The sequence below is a fragment of the Streptomyces sp. SAS_270 genome, from assembly GCF_052543295.1.
In genome coordinates this window covers 12,479-31,229 of the sequence record NZ_JBMNDS010000004.1, presented here as the reverse complement: position 1 = coordinate 31,229, position 18,751 = coordinate 12,479, and the positions used below count along the sequence as shown (strand labels likewise).

The 18,751-nt window shown below is 72.2% G+C and carries 14 protein-coding genes; 1 reads left to right on the top strand and 13 read right to left on the bottom strand.

Annotated features, from left to right (window positions below):
- Positions 1-38: 38 nt before the first annotated feature.
- The 5 genes from ACN6LB_RS04015 to ACN6LB_RS03995 form a co-directional block, all read right to left on the bottom strand.
- Positions 39-290 (bottom strand): DUF6406 domain-containing protein, encoded by a 252-nt coding sequence (locus ACN6LB_RS04015; RefSeq protein WP_445024583.1) that lies wholly within the window; start codon positions 288-290, stop codon positions 39-41.
- On the bottom strand, positions 287-1,867 hold the full coding sequence (locus ACN6LB_RS04010) for a C2 family cysteine protease (protein WP_445024582.1): 1,581 nt from the start codon (positions 1,865-1,867) through the stop codon (positions 287-289). The genes ACN6LB_RS04015 and ACN6LB_RS04010 overlap by 4 nt, the downstream gene beginning before the upstream one ends.
- Positions 1,864-4,704, bottom strand: a complete 2,841-nt coding sequence (locus tag ACN6LB_RS04005; RefSeq protein ID WP_445024581.1) for an ATP-binding protein — start codon at positions 4,702-4,704, stop codon at positions 1,864-1,866. Before ACN6LB_RS04005 ends, ACN6LB_RS04010 begins: the two co-directional genes overlap by 4 nt.
- Positions 4,701-5,603 (bottom strand): hypothetical protein, encoded by a 903-nt coding sequence (locus ACN6LB_RS04000; protein WP_445024580.1) that lies wholly within the window; start codon positions 5,601-5,603, stop codon positions 4,701-4,703. Before ACN6LB_RS04000 ends, ACN6LB_RS04005 begins: the two co-directional genes overlap by 4 nt.
- A gap of 99 nt (positions 5,604-5,702) precedes the next feature.
- Positions 5,703-9,134, bottom strand: a complete 3,432-nt coding sequence (locus ACN6LB_RS03995; protein ID WP_445024579.1) for a hypothetical protein — start codon at positions 9,132-9,134, stop codon at positions 5,703-5,705.
- Positions 9,135-9,178: 44 nt separating this feature from the next.
- On the opposite strand from ACN6LB_RS03995, the gene ACN6LB_RS03990 reads away from it, so the two are divergent.
- Positions 9,179-9,733 carry a hypothetical protein gene (locus ACN6LB_RS03990; RefSeq protein WP_356140952.1) on the top strand — a complete coding sequence of 185 codons (555 nt, stop codon included), beginning with the start codon at positions 9,179-9,181 and terminating at the stop codon, positions 9,731-9,733.
- 58 nt (positions 9,734-9,791) lie between these two features.
- On the opposite strand, the gene ACN6LB_RS03985 is transcribed toward ACN6LB_RS03990, so the two are convergent.
- The 8 genes from ACN6LB_RS03985 to ACN6LB_RS03950 all read right to left on the bottom strand — a co-directional run bounded on the left by ACN6LB_RS03985 (position 9,792) and on the right by ACN6LB_RS03950 (position 18,750).
- Positions 9,792-10,349: an NUDIX hydrolase gene (locus tag ACN6LB_RS03985; protein WP_445024578.1), complete on the bottom strand. Its 558-nt coding sequence runs from the start codon at positions 10,347-10,349 to the stop codon at positions 9,792-9,794.
- A 95-nt stretch (positions 10,350-10,444) separates the two neighbouring features.
- On the bottom strand, positions 10,445-11,764 hold the full coding sequence (locus tag ACN6LB_RS03980) for a zeta toxin family protein (protein WP_445024577.1): 1,320 nt from the start codon (positions 11,762-11,764) through the stop codon (positions 10,445-10,447).
- A complete protein-coding gene (locus ACN6LB_RS03975) occupies positions 11,761-12,066 on the bottom strand; it encodes a hypothetical protein (protein ID WP_356140958.1) in 306 nt (101 codons plus the stop codon). Before ACN6LB_RS03975 ends, ACN6LB_RS03980 begins: the two co-directional genes overlap by 4 nt.
- 70 nt (positions 12,067-12,136) lie before the next feature.
- On the bottom strand, positions 12,137-12,583 hold the full coding sequence (locus ACN6LB_RS03970; RefSeq protein WP_356140960.1) for a DUF4913 domain-containing protein: 447 nt from the start codon (positions 12,581-12,583) through the stop codon (positions 12,137-12,139).
- On the bottom strand, positions 12,580-14,331 hold the full coding sequence (locus ACN6LB_RS03965; RefSeq protein ID WP_445024576.1) for a type IV secretory system conjugative DNA transfer family protein: 1,752 nt from the start codon (positions 14,329-14,331) through the stop codon (positions 12,580-12,582). The genes ACN6LB_RS03970 and ACN6LB_RS03965 overlap by 4 nt, the downstream gene beginning before the upstream one ends.
- A gap of 141 nt (positions 14,332-14,472) precedes the next feature.
- Positions 14,473-15,930 carry an ATP/GTP-binding protein gene (locus ACN6LB_RS03960; protein ID WP_445024709.1) on the bottom strand — a complete coding sequence of 486 codons (1,458 nt, stop codon included), beginning with the start codon at positions 15,928-15,930 and terminating at the stop codon, positions 14,473-14,475.
- Between the two features lie 29 nt (positions 15,931-15,959).
- Positions 15,960-17,453 (bottom strand): SCO6880 family protein, encoded by a 1,494-nt coding sequence (locus tag ACN6LB_RS03955; protein WP_356140966.1) that lies wholly within the window; start codon positions 17,451-17,453, stop codon positions 15,960-15,962.
- Between the two features lie 94 nt (positions 17,454-17,547).
- Positions 17,548-18,750: a hypothetical protein gene (locus ACN6LB_RS03950; protein ID WP_445024575.1), complete on the bottom strand. Its 1,203-nt coding sequence runs from the start codon at positions 18,748-18,750 to the stop codon at positions 17,548-17,550.
- Position 18,751 lies beyond the last annotated feature (1 nt).

The following is an 18,751-nucleotide window of genomic DNA, read 5'->3' as shown; positions in this document are numbered from 1 at the left end:
GAGGTCCGCTGGGGGAATTGTTGTCCTGGGGAGGGGCCTCACTCGACCTTGCGCAGGATGGCCTGCCAGTCCTCGGTGTCGATTCCGTCGATTCGATCCAGCCTCCAGGTATCGCCTAGTACGGGGAAGGTCTCTCCGACGTGGAGGTCGTAATCCCGCTCCTGGTCCGTGATCACGCAAAGGGTGAGGACGGGCGGCGCGCCTTCTGGAGTGTGGAGCTGGACGGTGATGAACCTGGCGTCCGCGACTCTTCCGGCCACTCCGTGACCGAGCATCAATACCTTGATCATTTTCCTCTCTCCGTCGTTGTGTAGAACTTCAGGAAGTTCTTCCTGAATTCATGAACCCTCAAGGGATCGGGGTGTCGATGATTGTGGGGGTTCCGGAGGTGTATGAAGCCCTTTTCGTCTACTGCGGTTACTTCGTACGCGTGAGAAGGGATGAGCCTGTTAGGGAGTTTTGGGATATCTTCCGGCTTTTTGATTGTGCCGACAATTATGGGGTGGCCGTCGGCGAGTTGCTCCCGGAATTCGCCGAGCAGCTGGCGATCCGGGCTCCGGCCCTGCGTGTCGTACTGGGTGGGGAAATCCTCGGTGTATGCGGTTTCGCCGGTCAGTTGGGTGAGCAGCTCCGCGCGCTCGTAGGAGCGACTCCCTCGGTCGAGACGGGCGTACCCGGTAGCTTTCTTGGAGCGGCTCTCGTCCCATGTCTGATCGGAACCGGCAATTGCCTTCTCCAGGATGGGAGTCCAAGCAGCTCTGCTGTCACCCGAAGTTCCATATGCCGGCTCGTTGGAAGCGCCGTCCATGACAGGCAGTTCGGGCGTTACGGTGAGGACCGTGAACTCCCCTGTCGACTCGTAGCGCCTTGTGTCGCCGTAGAGGGTGTACTTGGTTTGGTGGAGCCTGACTTCGTACGTGCCGTCCTCGACCTCCCGCACGCACTGGGTGATCATCTCCGGCCGATGCCCGGCCACTCCGCCCATGGTGGCAATGATTCCGCAGTCACCGAGAGAGCCCTGCGCTGTCTGTTCCCGTGTGGGCTGCCCCTCGAACAGTGGAACGCGCGTCCCGTCGGGGCGGTCGAGCGGTGTCCCGTAGCGAACCTGGGGGACGCCGGTCTCCGGCAACTCCTTTGCATTGAAGTCCGGCCGGTCGACCGTGGTGCGCGCCTCGGAGGGTTTGTCGACGGATTCTCTTCGCGGAGCCGTCGCGTCGCGTAACCGTTTCAAAATGGAACGTTCGAGTACGTCCTCATCGGATGTGGAGTCGGACGCTTCGGATGCCTCATAGGGGGCGGGGGCAGGCTCGGATGCCTCGGTGTCCGACGCCGGGTCAGGGGCATCCCCGGGCGCGGTGTTCTCATCCGGCGTCGGAGGCGGGGGCCCGGTGACTTCCCCGGGATCGGGCGCTCTTCCTGGGTCGGGCGCATCCTCGGCGTGGATGGATTCCGCCGGATCCGGCTCGGGTGGGGAATCGGCAAGCTCGGGGGCTTCGCTGGGTTCCAATGGTTCTGGTGTTTCGACGGGCTCCGGTGGTGTGGGGACCTCGGTGGCCTCCAGAGGCTCTGGCGCCTCGGCGACCTCCGGTGCCTCCGGCACGATGACGGGCTCCGTCGCATCCAGCGGCTCGACGGTTCCGAAGGCCTCCGGCACGTCGACGGGCCCCAGTGGTTCCGGGGCCTCGGTGGCGGGTCGAGCCTCCGACGGGACGGGCGCTTCCGTGGGATCCGTGGGCTCGGCGGTCTCCGTCGGCTGCGGGGCCCCCGCGTCCGCGCCGGCCTCCGTCGGATCCGGTGCGTCCCCCGTGTCCACGGCCACCGGAGCTTCGACCGGGATTGTCGGGTGTTCGGTCGGGCGGTCGCTCATGTGGGGGTTCCCGGGGGCGTGGGGGCGTGGGAGCGGTAGAGGCGGGCCCAGGGGAGGGTTTTGCGTTGCCAGGCGGTGCGGGCGATGTGGATGAAGACGCAGGCGTGGTAGTCCGCGACGGCGGCGGCACCCGTGTCGGTGTCCGCCGGAGGCAGCGGCACCGTGTCGGCGACCCCGGCGACCCAGTCCGTCGTCGACGCCCACCAATCGGCCTGGCCCGGCTTGGACTTGGGGTACTCGGCGACCCGCTTCTTCAGCTCGGCGGCGTGCTCCGGCCAGACCGCCGTACCGGCGCGGGAGCGGAACGCGCAGCGGTGCCGGCAGCCCTCGCAGTCCGCGAAGGGGGCGAGGGCCGAGTCGACGCGAGGATTCTCCGACGCGAACTCGCGGAAGCGGGCGGCCAGTTCGGTGTCGCCAGCCAGGGGGGCGCGCTGCACGCCCGCCTCCCGTGCCGCCTCGGCCCGTACGTCCGGCACCCGGATCAGCGCGGGCCGGTCGATCCGGTCGTGGTGGGCGAACGCCTGGAAGGGTTCGAGCGTGGCCGCGTACCGCTCCTGGTCCGGGGAGAAGCGCATGGTGCCGCCGATGAGTTCGCGGTCGGCGGCGGACGGGAGGCGGTGCATGACCTTGAGATTGGTGTTCTTGTACGCGTCCTCGACAAGCTTGCCGGGGACTTGCTCGACGATGACGATGCCCTCCCCGTACTTGCGGTTCTCGGCGAGGGTGTTGGCGAACGCCTGGGCGGCGCGGGCCTGCGCGTTGCCCTCCTTGGCGTCGCCGGACTGCGCGAGGGGCCGGCCGAGGAGCCGGTGTGCCTCCTCGATCACGGTGACGTGGGAGAGCGAGCCGCCGGCCCGGTTCGCCTTGTAGTGCTCGGTCATGGACTGCAGGAGCAGTGCCGTGACCAGTGACTGCTCCTTCTCGTTGTCGCCGACCGCCGCCAGCTCCACGACCACGGGGCGGCTCAGCAGCTCCTCGACCGGGTACGAGCGCGCCACGTCCAGCGTGCTGCCGCACGCGCCCTCGGCCAGCGACTCGGCGCGCAGCCGCGACGCGGCGACGATGTTGTCCCGTACCTCACCGGAGTAGTCGAGCTGCTCGCACTGCGTCTTCATCTCGGTGATGAAGTCCCGCAGGGTGGGCCAGTCGTGAGCCGGGCCGGCGATGTCCGTCGGGACGATGCCCTTGCGGGCGTACGTGGCGCGCAGGGCCCGGTTGTAGATGCCGGGAAGGGGGTCCCAGAGTCCGAAGGCGGCGTCGAAGCAGGCCATCAACCCGGCCGTATGGGTGCTGATCCGGACGCCGAACGGGACCTCGAAGGGGTTCAGGCGCAGCGGCGCCGTGCTCTCGTCGCCGACGGTGAGGACGACGAGGTCCTCGAAGCCGGGACGGGTTGCGAGCCAACGGTAGTCGTCCAGCGTGGAGTTGACCGGTTCGATGACGAGGAAGGGGACCCGGTGGTCGCGCCACAGCTGTTCGCAGAAGGCCAGCGTGGTGTTGGTCTTGCCGGAGCCGGTGGTGCCGACGAAGAGCGCGTGCCGGGTGAGTTCGCCCAGGCCGATGCCGAGCGGCCCCGCCGGGGTGTCGTGGACGAGCTGCCGGCCGAGGGTGACGGCGGGACCGTCGGCGCGGTAGGCGGTCTCGCCGGACATGCCCGGACGCCGTACCGGAAAGCCCGCCATGTGGCCGTTCACCGCGAGCGGCAGCCGGAACGCGGCACCCGCCTCCCGCGCGTCCACGAGGTCGGCGAGCAGACGCAGCGGAGGCGAGAGCGGTTCCGGTAGACGCCAGCAGTGGTCGCCGCCCCAGCGGGGCTGTTCGAGAGTCGTCAACCCTTGCCAGAGAGAAGGGAGTTCACCGGCCCCCGGCCGTACGACGCTGTGGGCCGGGCCCGTGAACGTCTCCGTCAGTACGCCGTCCTCGCGGGCCTGCTCCTGCGGGGACACGGTGGCCCCGACCAGCTCGGTCAGCGACTCGGGTACGGGTGCGGGCGAGGCCAGAGCGACACGGATCCGGAAGGCGCGGTCGGTGTAGCGGCGCGCGGCGTCCGCGTACACGCGCGAGGCGTCCACGGCGAACGCGTCGGGCGCGAGCTGCGTACCCGGCGACCACAGACCGTCCGGCAGCTGGCCCGCGGTGCCGAGCCGCCCGTACTGCGTGGCGACGCGATGCAGCAGCGGGCCCAGGTCGTCCGGTACGACGTACGGCTCAAGGCCGATGGTCAGCATGACCGGGTACGGGTGCGCGGCCAGCGCCTGCCACAGCGCGTCCCACGGCGCGGCGGACGCGGTGAACGGCTGCGGAGCCAGGTAGTAACTCACGCCCGCGTCCGGGCGGTTGGGCACGCCGGTGCGGTACCGCTTGCGGATCTCGGCCACGCCCGCGGCCGGCTCGGGCGCGAAGGGAGTGAGCAGCCGGGCCACCTCGGCCTCGTCCTCGACCGGAGAGGCGTGCACATGCCTCGGCAGCGCGGCCAGGCGCGCCCGCAGCGCGAACGCGGCGGCCTCGGCCTCGGCACGGGTGGAAGCCGACACCCGGCCGAGGAGCGCACAGGACAGGCTTCGCTCGGCCGGGTCGGTGAGATAGCGCAGCTCGACACGTTCCCCGTGCGTGACATCCCACTGCCCGGTCAGCCAGGCGGTCTCGGCCGCGACGGCCTTGACACGACGTTCGGCCTCCGGCAGGTCCGCGTACTCCTGGGTCTCGGTCAGGTCGGCGGCGGCATCGACACGTACGGCCGTCCAGGCCCAGACGGTCGTCCCGTCGGAGACCGTCAGCACACCGCCGGACGGACCCTCGACCGGCAACCCGGCGACCGGCGACCCCGCTGCGGTCAACTGCCGTTCCAGGGCTGGATGGTGGTCGTGTCCTGCGGGGGCACGGGCGGGCCCGGAGGCGGTGCCGGCAGCTGCGTGGGCAGGGAGTGGCCGGGAGGCACCGGCGGTGCGGGCGGCGCCGAGGTGCTCGCCTGCACCGGCGGCTCCTGGCCGAAGGTCGAGGCGAGCGGCACCTCGATGCCCTGTATCGCCGTCTCCACGCCCTCGCGTGCCGCGGAGTGCACCGCCTCACGCATGGCACGCGGCCGCTCGGTGCGCAGCATCTGCTGGAGGTTTCCGGCGCGGTTCAGCATCCCGCCGATGATGTCCTTCACGAAGTGCCCGATGACCACGGCGCCGGGGCGGCTGCGCCACATCGTCCAGCCGACGTACAGGCTCGTTCCGTATGCGAAGACCGTCACGTAGGCGACGTAGCGGCCGCTGGTGATGACCAGCCGGTTGTGGACGACCTCCGGTGTGATGTCGCTGCGGACGCGGGCCGGTACGGCCGAGACGGGTATCCGCCGGCGGGCCAGTGCGCCGTAGATCGCCGCGTACGAGGAGGTCGACGCGGCGGCCTTGTCCTCCAGGAGCGTCTTCCACTCCGAGACCGGTTCGTTGATGCGGGAGAAGAGGAAGACCACCCAGAAGACGACGAACGACAGGAGCAGCCCGGGACCGATGGCGTCGGGAAAGTTGCCTGTGAGGATCGCGGGGAGCAGGCCGAGGGCCATGAACACGAGCAACGACGCCACGAACCCCTGGAACCAGAGGGACTTGATGCTCTTGAAGTCCACCGACTCGTCGAAGCTCAGCTCGACGTCACGGTATTGGAGGGTCTGCGTGCGGTAGGCGGCGTTCGGCCCCACCGCTCCGGCTGCCGCCCAGGGGACAGCCCCTCCGGTGCCTGTCACGTCCATGGTCCCCGCCCCCCGTTCTCTCCCGCGCTCACGTGCCCCGTGGGCAAATTCCCTGTATGCAAAGGCGGTTGATCACACTAACCGAGTGCTCCTGCCCGGTCACCGGGCGGGTCCGCCGCCGGCCTGCGGCTGCGGTCGGGGAACGCGCGGCGGCTGCGCGGCCGGGCCGGTGGCGGAGGCCGCGGACGACCCCCCGGGCGCGCCTGAGCGACGTGTCGACTGGAGCCTGGCGGCTCCGGCGACGGGATTGGCGGCCGGCGCGGCACCACCCTCCGAAGCCGCGCCCGGGCTGCCCGAGGTTGCCCCCGCCGCGCCCGAAGACTTGACCGGCCCGCTCGCACCGCTCGGAACGGCAGCCGGGCTGGTTGCGCTGCTTGATCCTGCGGCGGGGCCGGTCGTACCGCCTGTGCCTGCGGCCGGCCTGTTCGTGCCGTCCGAAGCCGCGGCTGGACTGTTCGCGCCACCGGAGGCGGCGGCCGGGCCCTTGGCGTTGCCCGAGCCTGCGGCGGGGCCTTCCGGCGTCGGGCCGGGGGTGGTCCACGCCTTGCCGGTCGCGGGGGTGGCGGGTGCGGGTCCCGAAGACGCGGGTCCGGAGGGCGGGGACGCGGCGGGTGCGGGCGCCGAGGGCGTGGCCGGGTTGTTCGTGGAGCCCGCGCCGGTTGGTGCGGGCCCGGCGGGTGTTGTGGGCGCTGAGGTCGTGGCCGGGTTGTTGGCGTTGCCCGAGCCTGCCGCGGGGCCTTCCGGTGTCGGGCCGGCGGGGCTCGGAGCCTTGGCTGTCGCAGGGGCGGGTGCGGGGGTCGACGGTGCGGGCCCGGCGGGTGCGGGCGCCGAGGGCGCGGGCGGGTTGTTCGTGGAGCCCGAGCCTGCGGCCGGGCCCCCCGCGGTCGGGCCGGCCGGTGCCGGCCCCGAAGGTGCCGAAGCCGCGGGCCCCGCGGGCGCAGTCCCCGACGGCGCAGGTCCCGAAGCCGCAGGTCCCGAAGCCGCGGGCTCAGAAGGCGCAGGCGCCGAAGCCGCTGGTCCCGAAGCCGCAGTCGCCGACGGCGCAGGCCCCGCGGGCGCGGGTCCCGAAGCCGCAGGCTCGGAAGGCGCCGGCCCCGAAGCCGCAGTCGCCGACGGCGCAGGCCCCGCGGGCGCAGGTCCCGAAGCCGCAGGCTCAGAAGGCGTCGGCCCCGAAGCCGCAGGCCCCGAAGGACCCCGCGGCGCAGGCGGCCCGTCGCCCGGGGTCGGGCCGTCGCCCGGGCCGCCCTCGGCTGACCGGTGCTTGGCAAGGTGGGAGCCCTGGAGGGCGGTGGCCATGAAGCCGGCGGCTACGTTGCCGCTTTCTGCTGGGGCCGTTTTGGCGTCGAGGAGGGAGAGGCGGGCCATGTCGTCGCGGCTGAAGACGTTGCCCGGGAGCATGCGGGACGCGGCGCCCGTCACGTCGACCGTGTGCTTCTGGTCGCCGGCCTCGAAGTCGAGCCGGTAGCCCAGGTATTGGCGGTCCTTGTCGAAGAGGAGCTCCCCCTGGACCTGGCCGCCGTTCTCGCGGGCCCAGGTCTCGACGGACTCCAGGGTCTCCGGAAGCCGCGAGACCCGGCCGAGGCAGGCGACGTAGGCGTCGCCCTCGATGCCCAGCGGATTCCCCCCGCTGTCGAGGGCCGCAAGCCGCACCTGCCCGTCCGGACCGGGCACCGTGCCGACCTCGCCCAGGCGCCGGTCGGAGTAGGTCACCAACCGACCGTCACCGCCGTACTCGGCGTCGTGCGCACGGCGCAGCGCCGTGTACTGGGCGTCGTTGTGCAGCACGAACGGCGCGTCCTTGCCGACCATCAGAACCCGGGCGTCGGGATTGGCCTGCAGGATGATCTCGGCGTTGGCGATGGCGGCGCCGCCGACGCCCGCGATCAGCCACTCGTTCGCGGCCCCCGGGTTGTAGTCGCCGTCGCCCACCTCGTCACCCATGAGAACCCGGCCGGGAGCCGCGCTGCGCGCCTCGTCCCAGGCCGCGGTGGCTCGCAGGGTCTCGGTGGCCCCGGCCAGCCGCGGATCGGCGGCCGCCCCGAGCGCACCGGCGACGGCGGGCTCGGAGAGCGCGGCCAGCGTCGTCGCGGCGCGGCCCTCGCCCTCGGGCAGGGCGAGCAGCCGGTCCCGGGTGGCCAGCGCCTCGGGCGTGCCGGCGGCGCTCAGGTGCTCGGCGATGACCGCGGTCGCCTCGGGCACGGTCGGCACCTGACGGTTCGCGCCGGGGATGATCTCGGGAGGGATGCCGGTGGCGACGAGCGGGGAGCCCTGGACCTCGATCTTGACCGGCGGTGAGCCGTCGCCGGGGCTGATCTCGGCGATCAGGCGGCCTTCCGCACCGATCCCCAGCGAGGCCTTGCCATCCACCAGGGGACCGCGGGCGGCCGCCGTGTCCTCCCACATCTGGAGCGCGCCGAGCGGAACCCGTTCCTGCGGCTGGGCGACCTGATACGGGTCGCCCATCCCGCTCTCCCTGAGGTGCCGTACCTGGTCGGCCGACTGGACGATGGCCTCGATCGGGTCGACATGCCACCGCCCGCGCGCGTCCACCAGCGTGACGAAGGGGTCGCGCCCGGCGAGCGCGGCACCGCCGCCGATCATGATCTCGCGCTGCGGGTGGCGGCCCTCGGGCAGCATCGCCTGCTCGGCCCGGAGCTGGTCGAGGGTCTGTGTGCTGAGCGCGGTGCGCTGCTCCGCGGCGGTGGCGGCGGCCGCGGCCAGTTCCGGGCCGGGGACGGGCGTCCCGTCGGAGCGCAGCCCCGGCACGGGGAACGGCGGGTCCGCGGCGGGCGCAGCCGCCTGTGTCGTCTCGCGGGCGCGCACCTCGACCAGGGCCTGGGCGTCCGGCACGGCCAACCGTTCGGCGGGCACGGCGAGTTCGGCCATCGCGCGTCGCGCGTCCGGCGTGAGCAGCGGGAGCGCGGTGTCCCGCCGGATGTCGGCGGCGTACTGCTCGACGGTGTGGCCCTCCCCGCCGATCGGGCTCCTGGGCCGCAGGCCGGAGCTGTCGACCAGCGCGGAGAACTCCGTACGGGCTTCCTGGCGTTCACCGCCGGCGAGCGCCGTGTCGTTCATCCGGGTCGCCAGATAGTTGAACTCGCCCACCCTGCCGCGGTCCGCGTCGGACAGCCGCGTCCGGTCGGGCAGCGTGGCGCCGGAGGCGAGCAGGTTCTCCAGCGGGGCCGGACCGCCCACGGCGGCGCGGTCGCGTACGGCGAGCAGTTCGCTGATCTCCCGGCTCAGCACCCGGCCGACCTGCTCGGGCGGCAGCCGGTCGGAGAGCTGCACGACGTACCGGTCGGTCGTGGTGTTGGTGAAGGTCCGGGCCCGGTCCTGGTCGGGCAGCGCGGCCGTGTCCAGGCGGAGTTCGACACGCTTGCCCTCGGTGTCGCTCAGCGAGAAGAAGCGGCGGCCGTCCTCCTCGGTGACGCCGCCGCTGCGCAGCCGGTCTCCGTACAGTCGGCTCAGTACGACGGGCAGCGCGGCCTCGGCCTCGGCGAGCAGCCGCGTCTCGTCGTTGCTCAGGTTCACAGACGTCCCCCCGTTCGGCGTCCTGATGGCCGTAGGATCATGCCATGTTGATCGCACGTTCGATGCAGGAAGCGCATCTCTATATGGACCTCCACGCCTGCGTGTGCGGGGCGGAGTCGTTCGATCGGCAGCACCGGCTGGTGGACCGGGGCGGCGAACTGGTCTCGGTGTACGAGGGCGTGTGCGCGCAGTGCGGCAGGACCCGGTCCTTCGAGTTCGTGGTCCTGGACGCGGAGCCGGTGACGCCCCCTGCTTTCGGGGGCGCGGAGCCCTCGCGGATCATCGACCCGGGCGAGTTCCTGTGGGCCGGCGACCAGGTGTCGACCGACTCCGGGCTGCGGCTGCTGAACACACCGCTCGCCGAGCACCGTGAGGTCCGGCCGGCCACCGCGTACGCGATCGCGGCCTTCGAGGAGGTCGCCAAGTTCCTGCCCGAGGGCGCGGACCGCATCCCCGAGGACCGGTTCACCTCGGAGCGCGGCCGGGAGATGTACGCCAAGGACCCCTCGCGGTTCACGCGCCCGGAGATCGAGGACGCGCTGGAGCTCAAGCGGCGGATTCTCGCGGGCATCGACCGGTTCAGCCCGCCGCAGGGCTGAGCGCAGGGCGGACCGCCGGGTGCCGCCCGGGTCCGGCGGGCCCGCGGGCCCGGTGCGGTCAGGCTCCGTGGGGTGCCGCCCGGGTGCCGAGGTCCAGCAGCAGGGCCATGACGCCGACCAGGGTGGCACTGCTCACGATCTCCTTCCGGGTGATCACCGCGGGGAGGTCGGTCAGCGGGATCCACTCCAGCCGGTCCGACTCGTTCTGCTCGGTGGGCTCCCCGGCACGTACGCAGCCGTCCGCGCGGAACACGAAGTGCTGGGAGTCGGTGATTCCGCCCGCGGGCTGGGCGTAGACGAGTTCCCGCAGGGAGTCCGGGCGGGGCCGCCAGCCCGTCTCCTCCTCCAGCTCCCGGGCGGCGGCGCCGGCAGCGCTCTCGCCGTCCTCGACCAGCCCCATGGGCAGTTCCCACGCCCAGGTGTCGGTGACGAAGCGGTGGCGCCACATCATCAGGACCCGTCGGTTCTCGTCCACGGCCGCGGTGACGGCGAGGTCCCGCAGCCGTACGACGTGGTAGTCGCCGCGTGTGCCGTCGGGCCGTTCGACGTCGAGTGAGCGCAGTCGTACCCATGGGGTGTCGTGGAGCGTGTGCTCGCCGTGGACGGTCCACCGCATACCGGTACCGGCTCCGTTCGGTGTCGTCTTCGGTGTCGTCTTCGCTGTCGTGTCCGGTGTCGTGGCCGGTGTCGATTTCGGTGGCGCTGGGGTGGTCATCTCGCGGGCCCGCCGCCCCCGCCGGGTGCCTGCGCCGGACGTGGAACGCGCGGCGGCTGGGCGGAGGCGGCGTTGCCGTTGCCGGCGCCCGGGGTGGCGGTCGTGCCGGACCCGGAGCGGAGCCTGCCCGCTGCGGCGGTACGGATGACGGCGTCGTTCTGCCGGAAGGCCGGCGACGTCTCGACCGAGCCGGTGCGGGCGGTCTGCCCTGAACCGGTCTGCTGCCCTGAACCGGCCTGCTGTCCTGAACCGGTCTGCTGTCCCGAACCGGCCTGCTGCCCTGAGCCGGTCTGCTGTCCCGAACTGGCCTGCTGTCCCGAACCGGTCTGCTGCCCTGAACCGGTCTGCTGCCCCGAACCCGCCGTCTGTCCCGAACCCGTCTGCTGCCCTGGACCGCCCGTGGACGCACTCGTCGCCGCCGGTACGCCGAAGTTTCCGCGCTCGGAGGTGATCAACCCCGTCGCGAGCCCCTTCTCGACCAGTTTCTCCGCGTTCTCCCTGCCGATGGAGAAGCCGCGCCCCGAACCGCTCTCCGCGTAGATGCCCTTGATCAGGCCCTCGGGTGCCATGCGCCCGCCGTACCAGTCGCGGCCCGCGTCGAACTCGGCGCGTCCTTGCTGCCAGCGGTTCGCGTTCTGGGCCAGGCACTGCTCGACGGGCACCTCGACGGACAGCATGGCGCGCTGGGTGTAGCCGTCCTGGCGCAGGTCCTCCAGGAGCTTGCCGCTGCGCTCCACATCACGCAGAGCGGTGTCGTAGAGGAGGTTGTGTCCCTCGGACCTGGCCCACTGTTCGAAGACGCTCAGGAGGTACGCCGACTCCCGGTGGGTGAGCGAGGCCATCTCGGCCGGTGCGACGGCCCGCCCGTCCGACAACTCCTGGACGTGCGGGGGCACCTGAGGAGCACCGCCGTGCTCGAAGATGGCCACCTTGAACTCATCGGGGTCGAGGTGCACGTAGTCGCGTACGTCGACGCCGTGCACCTCGGCCAGTGCGCGCCCCAACTCGTCGTTCTGGCCCTGCCATTCGGCCAGCCCGCGCAGGGCGCCGCCCTTGCCCGCGCCGGGCGCGCCCGCGGTGAACAGGGCCGCGTGGCCGTCGCGGGGCAGCCCCTCGCAGCGGGACTTGAAGTCGTCGAGGATCGCGGCGTGCATGCGCTCGCGCTCGGGGGTCCAGACCACGCCTTCCCGGAACTGCCCGAAGGTGTCCCGGTCGCTGGGGCCGAGGTCGCCGCCGAGGGACATACGGGTCTGCAACTCCCGGTACTGCGCCCGGTATTCGGGGGAGAGGCCGGTCTCCGGTCCGTCGGTCGTCATGGACGGAGCCCCTTCCCGGCGATCCGGTCCGCCGCGGCGATGCGCTGCTGGATCTCCTCCACGTCCTGCCGCGTCAGCTGTCCGAGCAGGCGGGCGGCGGACACCACGAGCATCGTGTTGTCCTGGTGGATCGGTTCGGTGTCCCCGTCGTCGATCTTCTCCTCGGGCTCGAACGGCCAGGAAGCCACGGTGGCGATCATCCGCTCGCGCTCGATCATTCCGGCGGCGTAGATCCCGAGGTAGGCGCGGAGGGAGGGGGCGCTCGCGTTGCCGCTGGGCGGGACGCGCGGGGTATCCGTCATAAGAGGTGGTTCCTCGTCGTCAGAGGGAGGGGTGAAGGGGACGCGGGAAGGGGCGCGGAACGGCCGACGGTCACCGGAAGGCGGCCTCGTACGCGCCGGACTCGACGGGGGCCTCGACGCCTTGCCCGACGCCGTACGGCTCGACCGTCGGCGCCGCCTTCGTCCGGTGGCTGCCTGCCTTGCACCCCGCGAACGGCCCGCTGGGCGAACGGAGTTCGGAGAGCACGGGCCCGAGATGGTCGCGGTGCCAGACGGCGGGGCCGGCCGCGCCCGCCGCGGGGTCGGTGAGCTCCTGCCAGGCCAGCCACAGGCCGTGCAGCCGGGCGACCGCCTCCAGGTGCTCCCACCAGCGCGGGCACCAGGGCTGCTGGGAGGTGACCTCACGGCCGTAGACGGGCAGGAGCAGGTCCGACACCCACAGGGCCAGCCGGCCCATCTCCTCGGCGTACTCCTGGCCGTCGAGGTAGAGGATGAAGGGCGGCGCGGCAGCCGCCTCCTGCTGGGGCTCGGTGGTCATCGGATGATCCCTTCGGCGGCGCGTGCGGTGATGGCCTTGACCTCGGCCTGGGCCGCGGTCGCGATGCGGTCGGCGCCCGGATCGGCGTACCAGGGGCGGAGTTTGACCAGGGCGGGCTTGATGCCGGTGGCCAGCAGGAGGGCGGTGCCCTTGGGCAGGGCACGGATGCGGTCGGCGGGCAGGATGCGTTCGAGGCGGTACGACGTCGAACGGGAGCGCCCGTCCTTGCTCTTGGAGTAGCTGACCGTCGACACGTCGTGCTCACCGACGAGCCGCGAGACCTTCTCCACGAAGTCGGCGTCGTCCAGGCCGGCGCCGAGCAGCTTGATGGTGGCCGCGCCCCACAGCGCGTCCATGCCCGCCTCGCCCCACACCCGGGTGCCCTGCCGGTAACTCTGCAGCAGCGTCACGATGTTGATGCCGCGTGAGCCGAAGTGCGAGTACAGGTCGGGGAGATCGGAGATCCGGCAGACGTTCGCGGCCTCGTCGAGCACCGCGGTCATCGGCGGGTCGAGCCGTCCGCCCATCCGCTCGGCGGCGACAACTCCCGCCCGCAGTACGGAGTCCGCGGCCGCCGCGATGACGCCCGCCGCGGACCCGCCGCCGTCCTTGGAGAGCAGGTAGAGCGTGTCCCGGGACAGCACATGATGGGACGGCAGGAACTGCGGGAGATCGGGGTCCGGGGTGACCCAGGCCGCGATGCCCGGGTCGAGCAGACACGCCACGCACTGACGGGCGGTCTCGTAGATGCCGTCGCGGGTCTCCACGGCGCCCTGCACGGTGCCCTGGAGCTGGTCGGCCAGCGCCGCCATCCCGGCGTCGCGCAGCAGGTCGACCGGCGTACGGTCCGCGGGGTCGGCCAGCCAGGCCAGCACCTCGCCGACCTGCCGCTTGCCGCGGTTCGCGGCGTGGAACAGCGCGGTGAGCGTGTTCTGCGCCGCGGAGATCCAGAAGTCCCGCTTCGACGCGTCGTCATTGACCGCGCCGACGAAATGTCCCGCCAGACGGCGGGCGCCCTCGATGGTGGACGCGTCCGCGAGCATGTCCCACCACAGGGTGCGCGGCGTGTGCGCGATGCCCTGCGGGTCGAACGTCCAGATCCGGCCCACGCGTTCGCGCTCGGCGCGCGTCACGCTGTACACGTCCGCCTTGTTGGACGTCAGCAGGACGCTGCCGCGGGCGCGCAGCACGCGCGGGACGGCGATGGACGTGGACTTGCCGGCGCGCGGCGCCATCAGGTCCAGCTCCACGTCCTCGTAGCTGGAGCGCAGTTCGGGGCCGTTCGGGTCCAGGTTGCCCAGCAGGTTGCCGGTGTCGTCCGCCTCCAGCTTGCCCGACTTGGCGAGTGAGGGGCGGAGTTGGCGGGAGCGTTCCGCCGCGCCCTTGGGGAGCAGGCCGGCCAGCTCCTTCCTGCCCGCCAGGCCCGTGGGCCCCGCCACCCGGTGGCGTACCAGCATGATCAGGACGACCACGCCGGCCACCACGCCGCCGAACACGGTGGACATGCCCGCCGCGAGCGCGGTCATGGAAGCCGTGGGCCACACCTCGGCCGGGCCCTCCTTGACGAGGGTGGCGAGGGTGGAGAGGCCGAAGGGCGGCGGGTGCCATCCGGCGCCGCTGACGGCCGCGCCCAGCGTGCCGCCGAGCCAGGCGCCGAAGAAGAGGGTGCCGATGAGGAGGGCCGCGCCCGGCACGATCCAGGGGAGGAGGTCGTCGCCGGAGGTGCGTTGTGGCTTGCGTGTGGTCATCTCGGGTTCCCCGTGTGGTGGTTGCTGTGGTCGGACGGCCGGCTTCTCGCCCCCTCCGCCCCTGCCCGTCCCGTGTTCCGGGGGTCCGCCCCTCGCCCCCGTGTCGCGCTCGTCCTCAAACGCCGGACGGGCTGGATACGCTCAGCCCAGTCCCTTGGCCAGCGACGTCTTGCCCGCCTCCGACCACCGTGTGTTCGTGTTGTGCAGCGCCCGCTCGGTGTCCGTGATGGAGACCTTGATCGGGATACCGGGGCGCCCGCCCACCTTGATCAGGAAGCGGCCGCGCCCGGGCGGCTCCTCGTTGCCGCCGCTGGAGGCCCATCCCGGCGGCGACGACCACGACGAGACGAGGTCCATCTCGCGCTCGGACATACCGACGATCTCGCCGAGGTCCTTCATCTCCGAACGGGGAAGCCCGGCGCAGACGACCATCCCGGCGCGCTCGACGAAGCCGCGCGCCTTCGCCCGGTCGGCCTCGCTGCCCAGCGCCTCCGCGTCCTTCAGGGTGTGCGTGATCTTCGCGTCGCCGAGGCCGAGCGACCGGTTGAGCCGGGTCAGCGCGTCGATCCGCTCGACGATGCCGGAGGCGGCCCGCAGCGGGCGCCACAGCTCGTCGAGAACGGTGAAGAACCAGCGCTGCGGGGCGAGCCCGGCATCCGCGAGGGCGTGCGCGGCGGCCACCGTGCCGAGCCCGTCGGACCAGGCGGCGAGCATCGCGGCGGCGGTCAGCTGGGTGTCGGCCTCGCCGATGCGGGAGATGTCCACGCACACGGCGGGCGAGGCGGGGTCGATCCGGGTGGACGTCTCGGAGGCGAAGGTGTCGCCGAGCGGCCCGTCGAGGACGCCGAGCAGGGAGCGGTGCAGCGGGTCGACGGCCTCCTGGTAGCGGGCCTGGTTGCCGCGGTCCAGGGTCACCGCGCGCACCCTGTCCGGGCCCTCGTCCAGCACCTTCAGCAGGTCAGGCAGCAGCGGGGCGCGCCCCGGCTTCGTACGCTCCGCGAGGTGGTGCAGACAGGCGGAGAGCACCGACTGCTCGTGGTCGTCCATCGGCCGGCCGCGCACGATGGTGATGAGCGCGGCGACCATGTTGAGGACACGGCCGTGCGCCTCGGCGGCCAGGATCCGCCCCCGCTCGCCCCCGATCCGTACCGCGGCCTCGCCCATCGCCCCCGGGTCGAGGACGTTGATGCCGCCGACGCCGCGCCCGATGGAGATCACCTGGCCGCCCAACGCCCGTACGGTGTCGGCGTAGTCGGGCTTCAGGTCGCCGAGCACCAACGGGGTGATGCCCGTTGCGCACATGCCGATCAGCATCCGGTTGACGAGCGTCGACTTGCCGAGGCCCGGCATGCCGAGCATGAACAGGGACGGGTTGGAGATGTAACGGGCCCGCGTGAACCAGGAGATGGGGTCGCCGCACACGGTGGCACCGGTGTGCAGATGCTGCCCGAGCGGAACGCCGGTCATCGGCGCACCCGACCCGGCCGCGAACGGCCACAGCCCGCAGGCCTGCACGGTGGTCGCGCGCCACAGCGCGGGCGGGTCGACGTGCCCGACCTGGCCGCCACCGGGGCCGAACCAGCCGCGCGGGGGCGCCATTTGCGGACGTACGACGGACGACTGCTTGGTCACAGCGCCTCCCTGATCTGGTACGGAACGAGGGTGTGCTCCCACGGCAGCAGGCCGACGGGCAGCGTGCAGGTGAAGGCCGAGGCCTGCATCCGGTCGGCGGGGCGCATCAGGATGCGGGACGACGCCTGGAGGTTGCGCACGGTGATGCCCGCGTCCGACAACTGAGCCTCGTCGTCGACGGTGACCGTCACCATCATCGAGAACTCCACGAGCCCCGCGCCCGCCGCCTCCTCGGCCGCCGTCTGCTCGGCGGCCTGCATCTCCGAACTGGCCCGCGCCTGCACGAGACCGCGCTTGGAGCCCGCCATGAAGTGCGCGGAGCGCCGGTCCGACTCCACGATGCGCGCGGAGGTCGCCGGGTCGATCGGCCGGTAGACGAGCGAGACCCGCTTGCGCCGGGTGCCGGGCGCGGGCTCAAGAAGGCCGCGCAGAACACTCGACCTGACCGTCCCGCGCGGTGCCAGCGTCAGCATCCAGGTGCGCGAGACACCCGAGTCGTGCCGGTACGACGTCACGGTCTCGACCGCGGCCGCGGGGCCGGCGTCGGCCCACTCCAGGCCGGTGGTCGAGTGCTCGGCGCGGGCGCTGAGGACGGCCGGGGCGATCGCCGGGTCGAAGGCGACCCGCACGATCTCGGAGAGCCGGTCCGCCGCGAGCGGGTAGGCGGAGCCGCCGCCCGCCGCGACCAGGCCCGACAGCAGTCCCGGCAGCCGCATCGACAGATCGGTGATGATGTCGTCGACGCTCCGCTTGGGGCCGCCGGCCGGGCCGTACGTCAGGGCGATGTACGTGTGCATCTCCGAGGACGCCGACGGGTAGCGCTCGACGACCTCCTCCATCACGGCGCGGGCCGCGGCCGGGGCGGTGGGCGAGATCCGCGGCAGCACCTCGGAGGCCAGCCGGGTCCCGGTGTCGGGCGCCGTCTCGACGACGACCTGGGCGCCGCGCAGCCCCGGCTCGTGCGAGAGCCGCGCGAGCCAGTCGCCCCAGGACGCCACCCAGATGTCCACCTGCTGCGGGTCGACCAGCGAACCGCCGTCCGGCTCGCAGGCCAGTACCACGGTGTAGAGGCCGCGGCCCGGGTGGTGGAGCACGCCGAAGGAGCGGTTGTAGGCGTCCCGGCCCTCGTACATCTTCGTGCGCGCGAGCAGCCCGGGCGGCTGGTAGCGGCCGCCGGGGCGCTTGGACAGCGGCCCGGAGACGTAGGTGTGCGAGCCGTTCGCCTTGCGCCGCATCCAGCCGATGCGGACCGCGAGGACCTGGTAGACGTTGCGCCCGTCGACGGTGCGCAGCGCCAGCGGGGCGAGGAAGAGGCCGGTCGGGACCAGGACGATGATCGCCGCCGCCAGCGAGACCAGCGAGGCGAGCAGCGCCACCAGGAGTCCGCCGAAGGCGACGACGGTGCCGAGCAGACCCAGGGGGCCGAGGCCGGGACGGCGGGGCCTGCGCCAGTTCCCGTACGTGGGACGCGTCATGGCGTCGGTGGACATGGATTTCCTTCTTCCGGCTTCGGGCTTCAGGCGTGCGGGGCTGGTGGGGCCCGGGGTGGTGACCCCGGGCCCCGGGGGGCCTGTTGGGGCAGGCCTACTGGTTGTGGCCCTTCATCCCGTCGTTGTCGTCGAGGGAGTTGGTGACTTCGGAGGCGGCCGCGACCGTGGTCTGTACGGCGACCGCGGCTGCCTGTACGGCGAGCGCCGCGCCACCCGTGGCCGCGCCCGCTGCGGCGGTACCTCCTGCGGAGGCCGCGCCACCGGCGGCGCTGCCGCCACCGGCACCACCCGCGCCGCCGGCCGGAGCCCCGGCGCCCGCGGACGGCGAACCCTGCGGACCGCCGCCGCCTCCGCCCCCGCCTCCGCCGCCCCCACTGCTGTTCGCGGCGATGTTGACGGCACCACTGGCGACGTTGTTGACGGCGTTGAGCGTGACCGTGCCGCCGGACGTGCCGCCCAGTGCGGCAGTGGCCGGGACGATCAGCTTGAGCAGGGCGGGCAGCGCGAAGACCGAGAGGATCAGCATGCCCATGCCCGCGATGGTCTGGTTGAGGTTCCCGGCCTCGTTCGTCTGGCCCTTGGCACTGTTGGTCATCGCCGTCGCCGAGTAGATGATCAACGCGGCCGCCGGTTTGTAGAGGAGCCAGGCCGCGAGCCAGCCGATGTGCTTCTTCCACCAGCCCTCGCCCCACCCGGTCATGGAGGAGACGGCGGCCAGCGGCAGCGTGCCGACGAGCATGATCAGTACACCGATGCGGATGTACATCAGACAGATCTGCACGAAGGTCGACAGCATCACCAGCAGACCGAAGATGAGCACGAGCCCCGGTGAGTCCAGGACCATGACGCCGAGGATCTTGTCCGCCGTAGTGCCCAGTTCGGCCTTCTTGTAGACCTCCTGTGCGTACGCGTCCGACGCGTTGTTGAGCAGTTGGATGCCCGTCGTCGCCACCCCCGCGACGAGGATGACCTTCCACATCCCGTTGAAGGCCTGCCGCATGGTCTGGCCCTTGCGGTCGATGGCCATCCGTATCGCCGCGACCAGCAGGGAGGCCACGGCGACGTAGGCCACCAGCCAGCTCGTCTCGGCCTGGATGTCATTGACGGGATTGGTCGGATCGCCCGGACTGACTTGCAGCCAGACGCCGTTGAGCGCCTTGAGTACCTGCGACGCGGCCTCGCCGATCGCCTTGGCGAAGGTCTCCACGGCGCCGGCGGCCAGCGCCTCACCGGTTCCGCCGACGATCCAGTTGAAGCCGGCGCCTATGCAGTCGTAGGCCTTCCAGGTGCAGGACATC

Excerpts from the sequence above, each read along its gene's own strand:
- ACN6LB_RS03980 (WP_445024577.1), bottom strand. The coding sequence starts at position 11,764 with ATGACGACCGACGGACCGGAGACCGGCCTCTCCCCCGAATACCGGGCG.
- ACN6LB_RS03985 (WP_445024578.1), bottom strand. The coding sequence starts at position 10,349 with ATGCGGTGGACCGTCCACGGCGAGCACACGCTCCACGACACCCCATGG.
- ACN6LB_RS03970 (WP_356140960.1), bottom strand. The coding sequence starts at position 12,583 with ATGACCACCGAGCCCCAGCAGGAGGCGGCTGCCGCGCCGCCCTTCATC.
- ACN6LB_RS03950 (WP_445024575.1), bottom strand. The coding sequence starts at position 18,750 with ATGTCCTGCACCTGGAAGGCCTACGACTGCATAGGCGCCGGCTTCAAC.
- ACN6LB_RS04015 (WP_445024583.1), bottom strand. The coding sequence starts at position 290 with ATGATCAAGGTATTGATGCTCGGTCACGGAGTGGCCGGAAGAGTCGCG.
- ACN6LB_RS04000 (WP_445024580.1), bottom strand. The coding sequence starts at position 5,603 with ATGGACGTGACAGGCACCGGAGGGGCTGTCCCCTGGGCGGCAGCCGGA.
- ACN6LB_RS03965 (WP_445024576.1), bottom strand. The coding sequence starts at position 14,331 with ATGACCACACGCAAGCCACAACGCACCTCCGGCGACGACCTCCTCCCC.
- ACN6LB_RS03955 (WP_356140966.1), bottom strand. The coding sequence starts at position 17,453 with ATGTCCACCGACGCCATGACGCGTCCCACGTACGGGAACTGGCGCAGG.
- ACN6LB_RS04010 (WP_445024582.1), bottom strand. The coding sequence starts at position 1,867 with ATGAGCGACCGCCCGACCGAACACCCGACAATCCCGGTCGAAGCTCCG.
- ACN6LB_RS03975 (WP_356140958.1), bottom strand. The coding sequence starts at position 12,066 with ATGACGGATACCCCGCGCGTCCCGCCCAGCGGCAACGCGAGCGCCCCC.
- ACN6LB_RS03990 (WP_356140952.1), top strand. The coding sequence starts at position 9,179 with ATGTTGATCGCACGTTCGATGCAGGAAGCGCATCTCTATATGGACCTC.
- ACN6LB_RS03960 (WP_445024709.1), bottom strand. The coding sequence starts at position 15,930 with ATGGCGCCCCCGCGCGGCTGGTTCGGCCCCGGTGGCGGCCAGGTCGGG.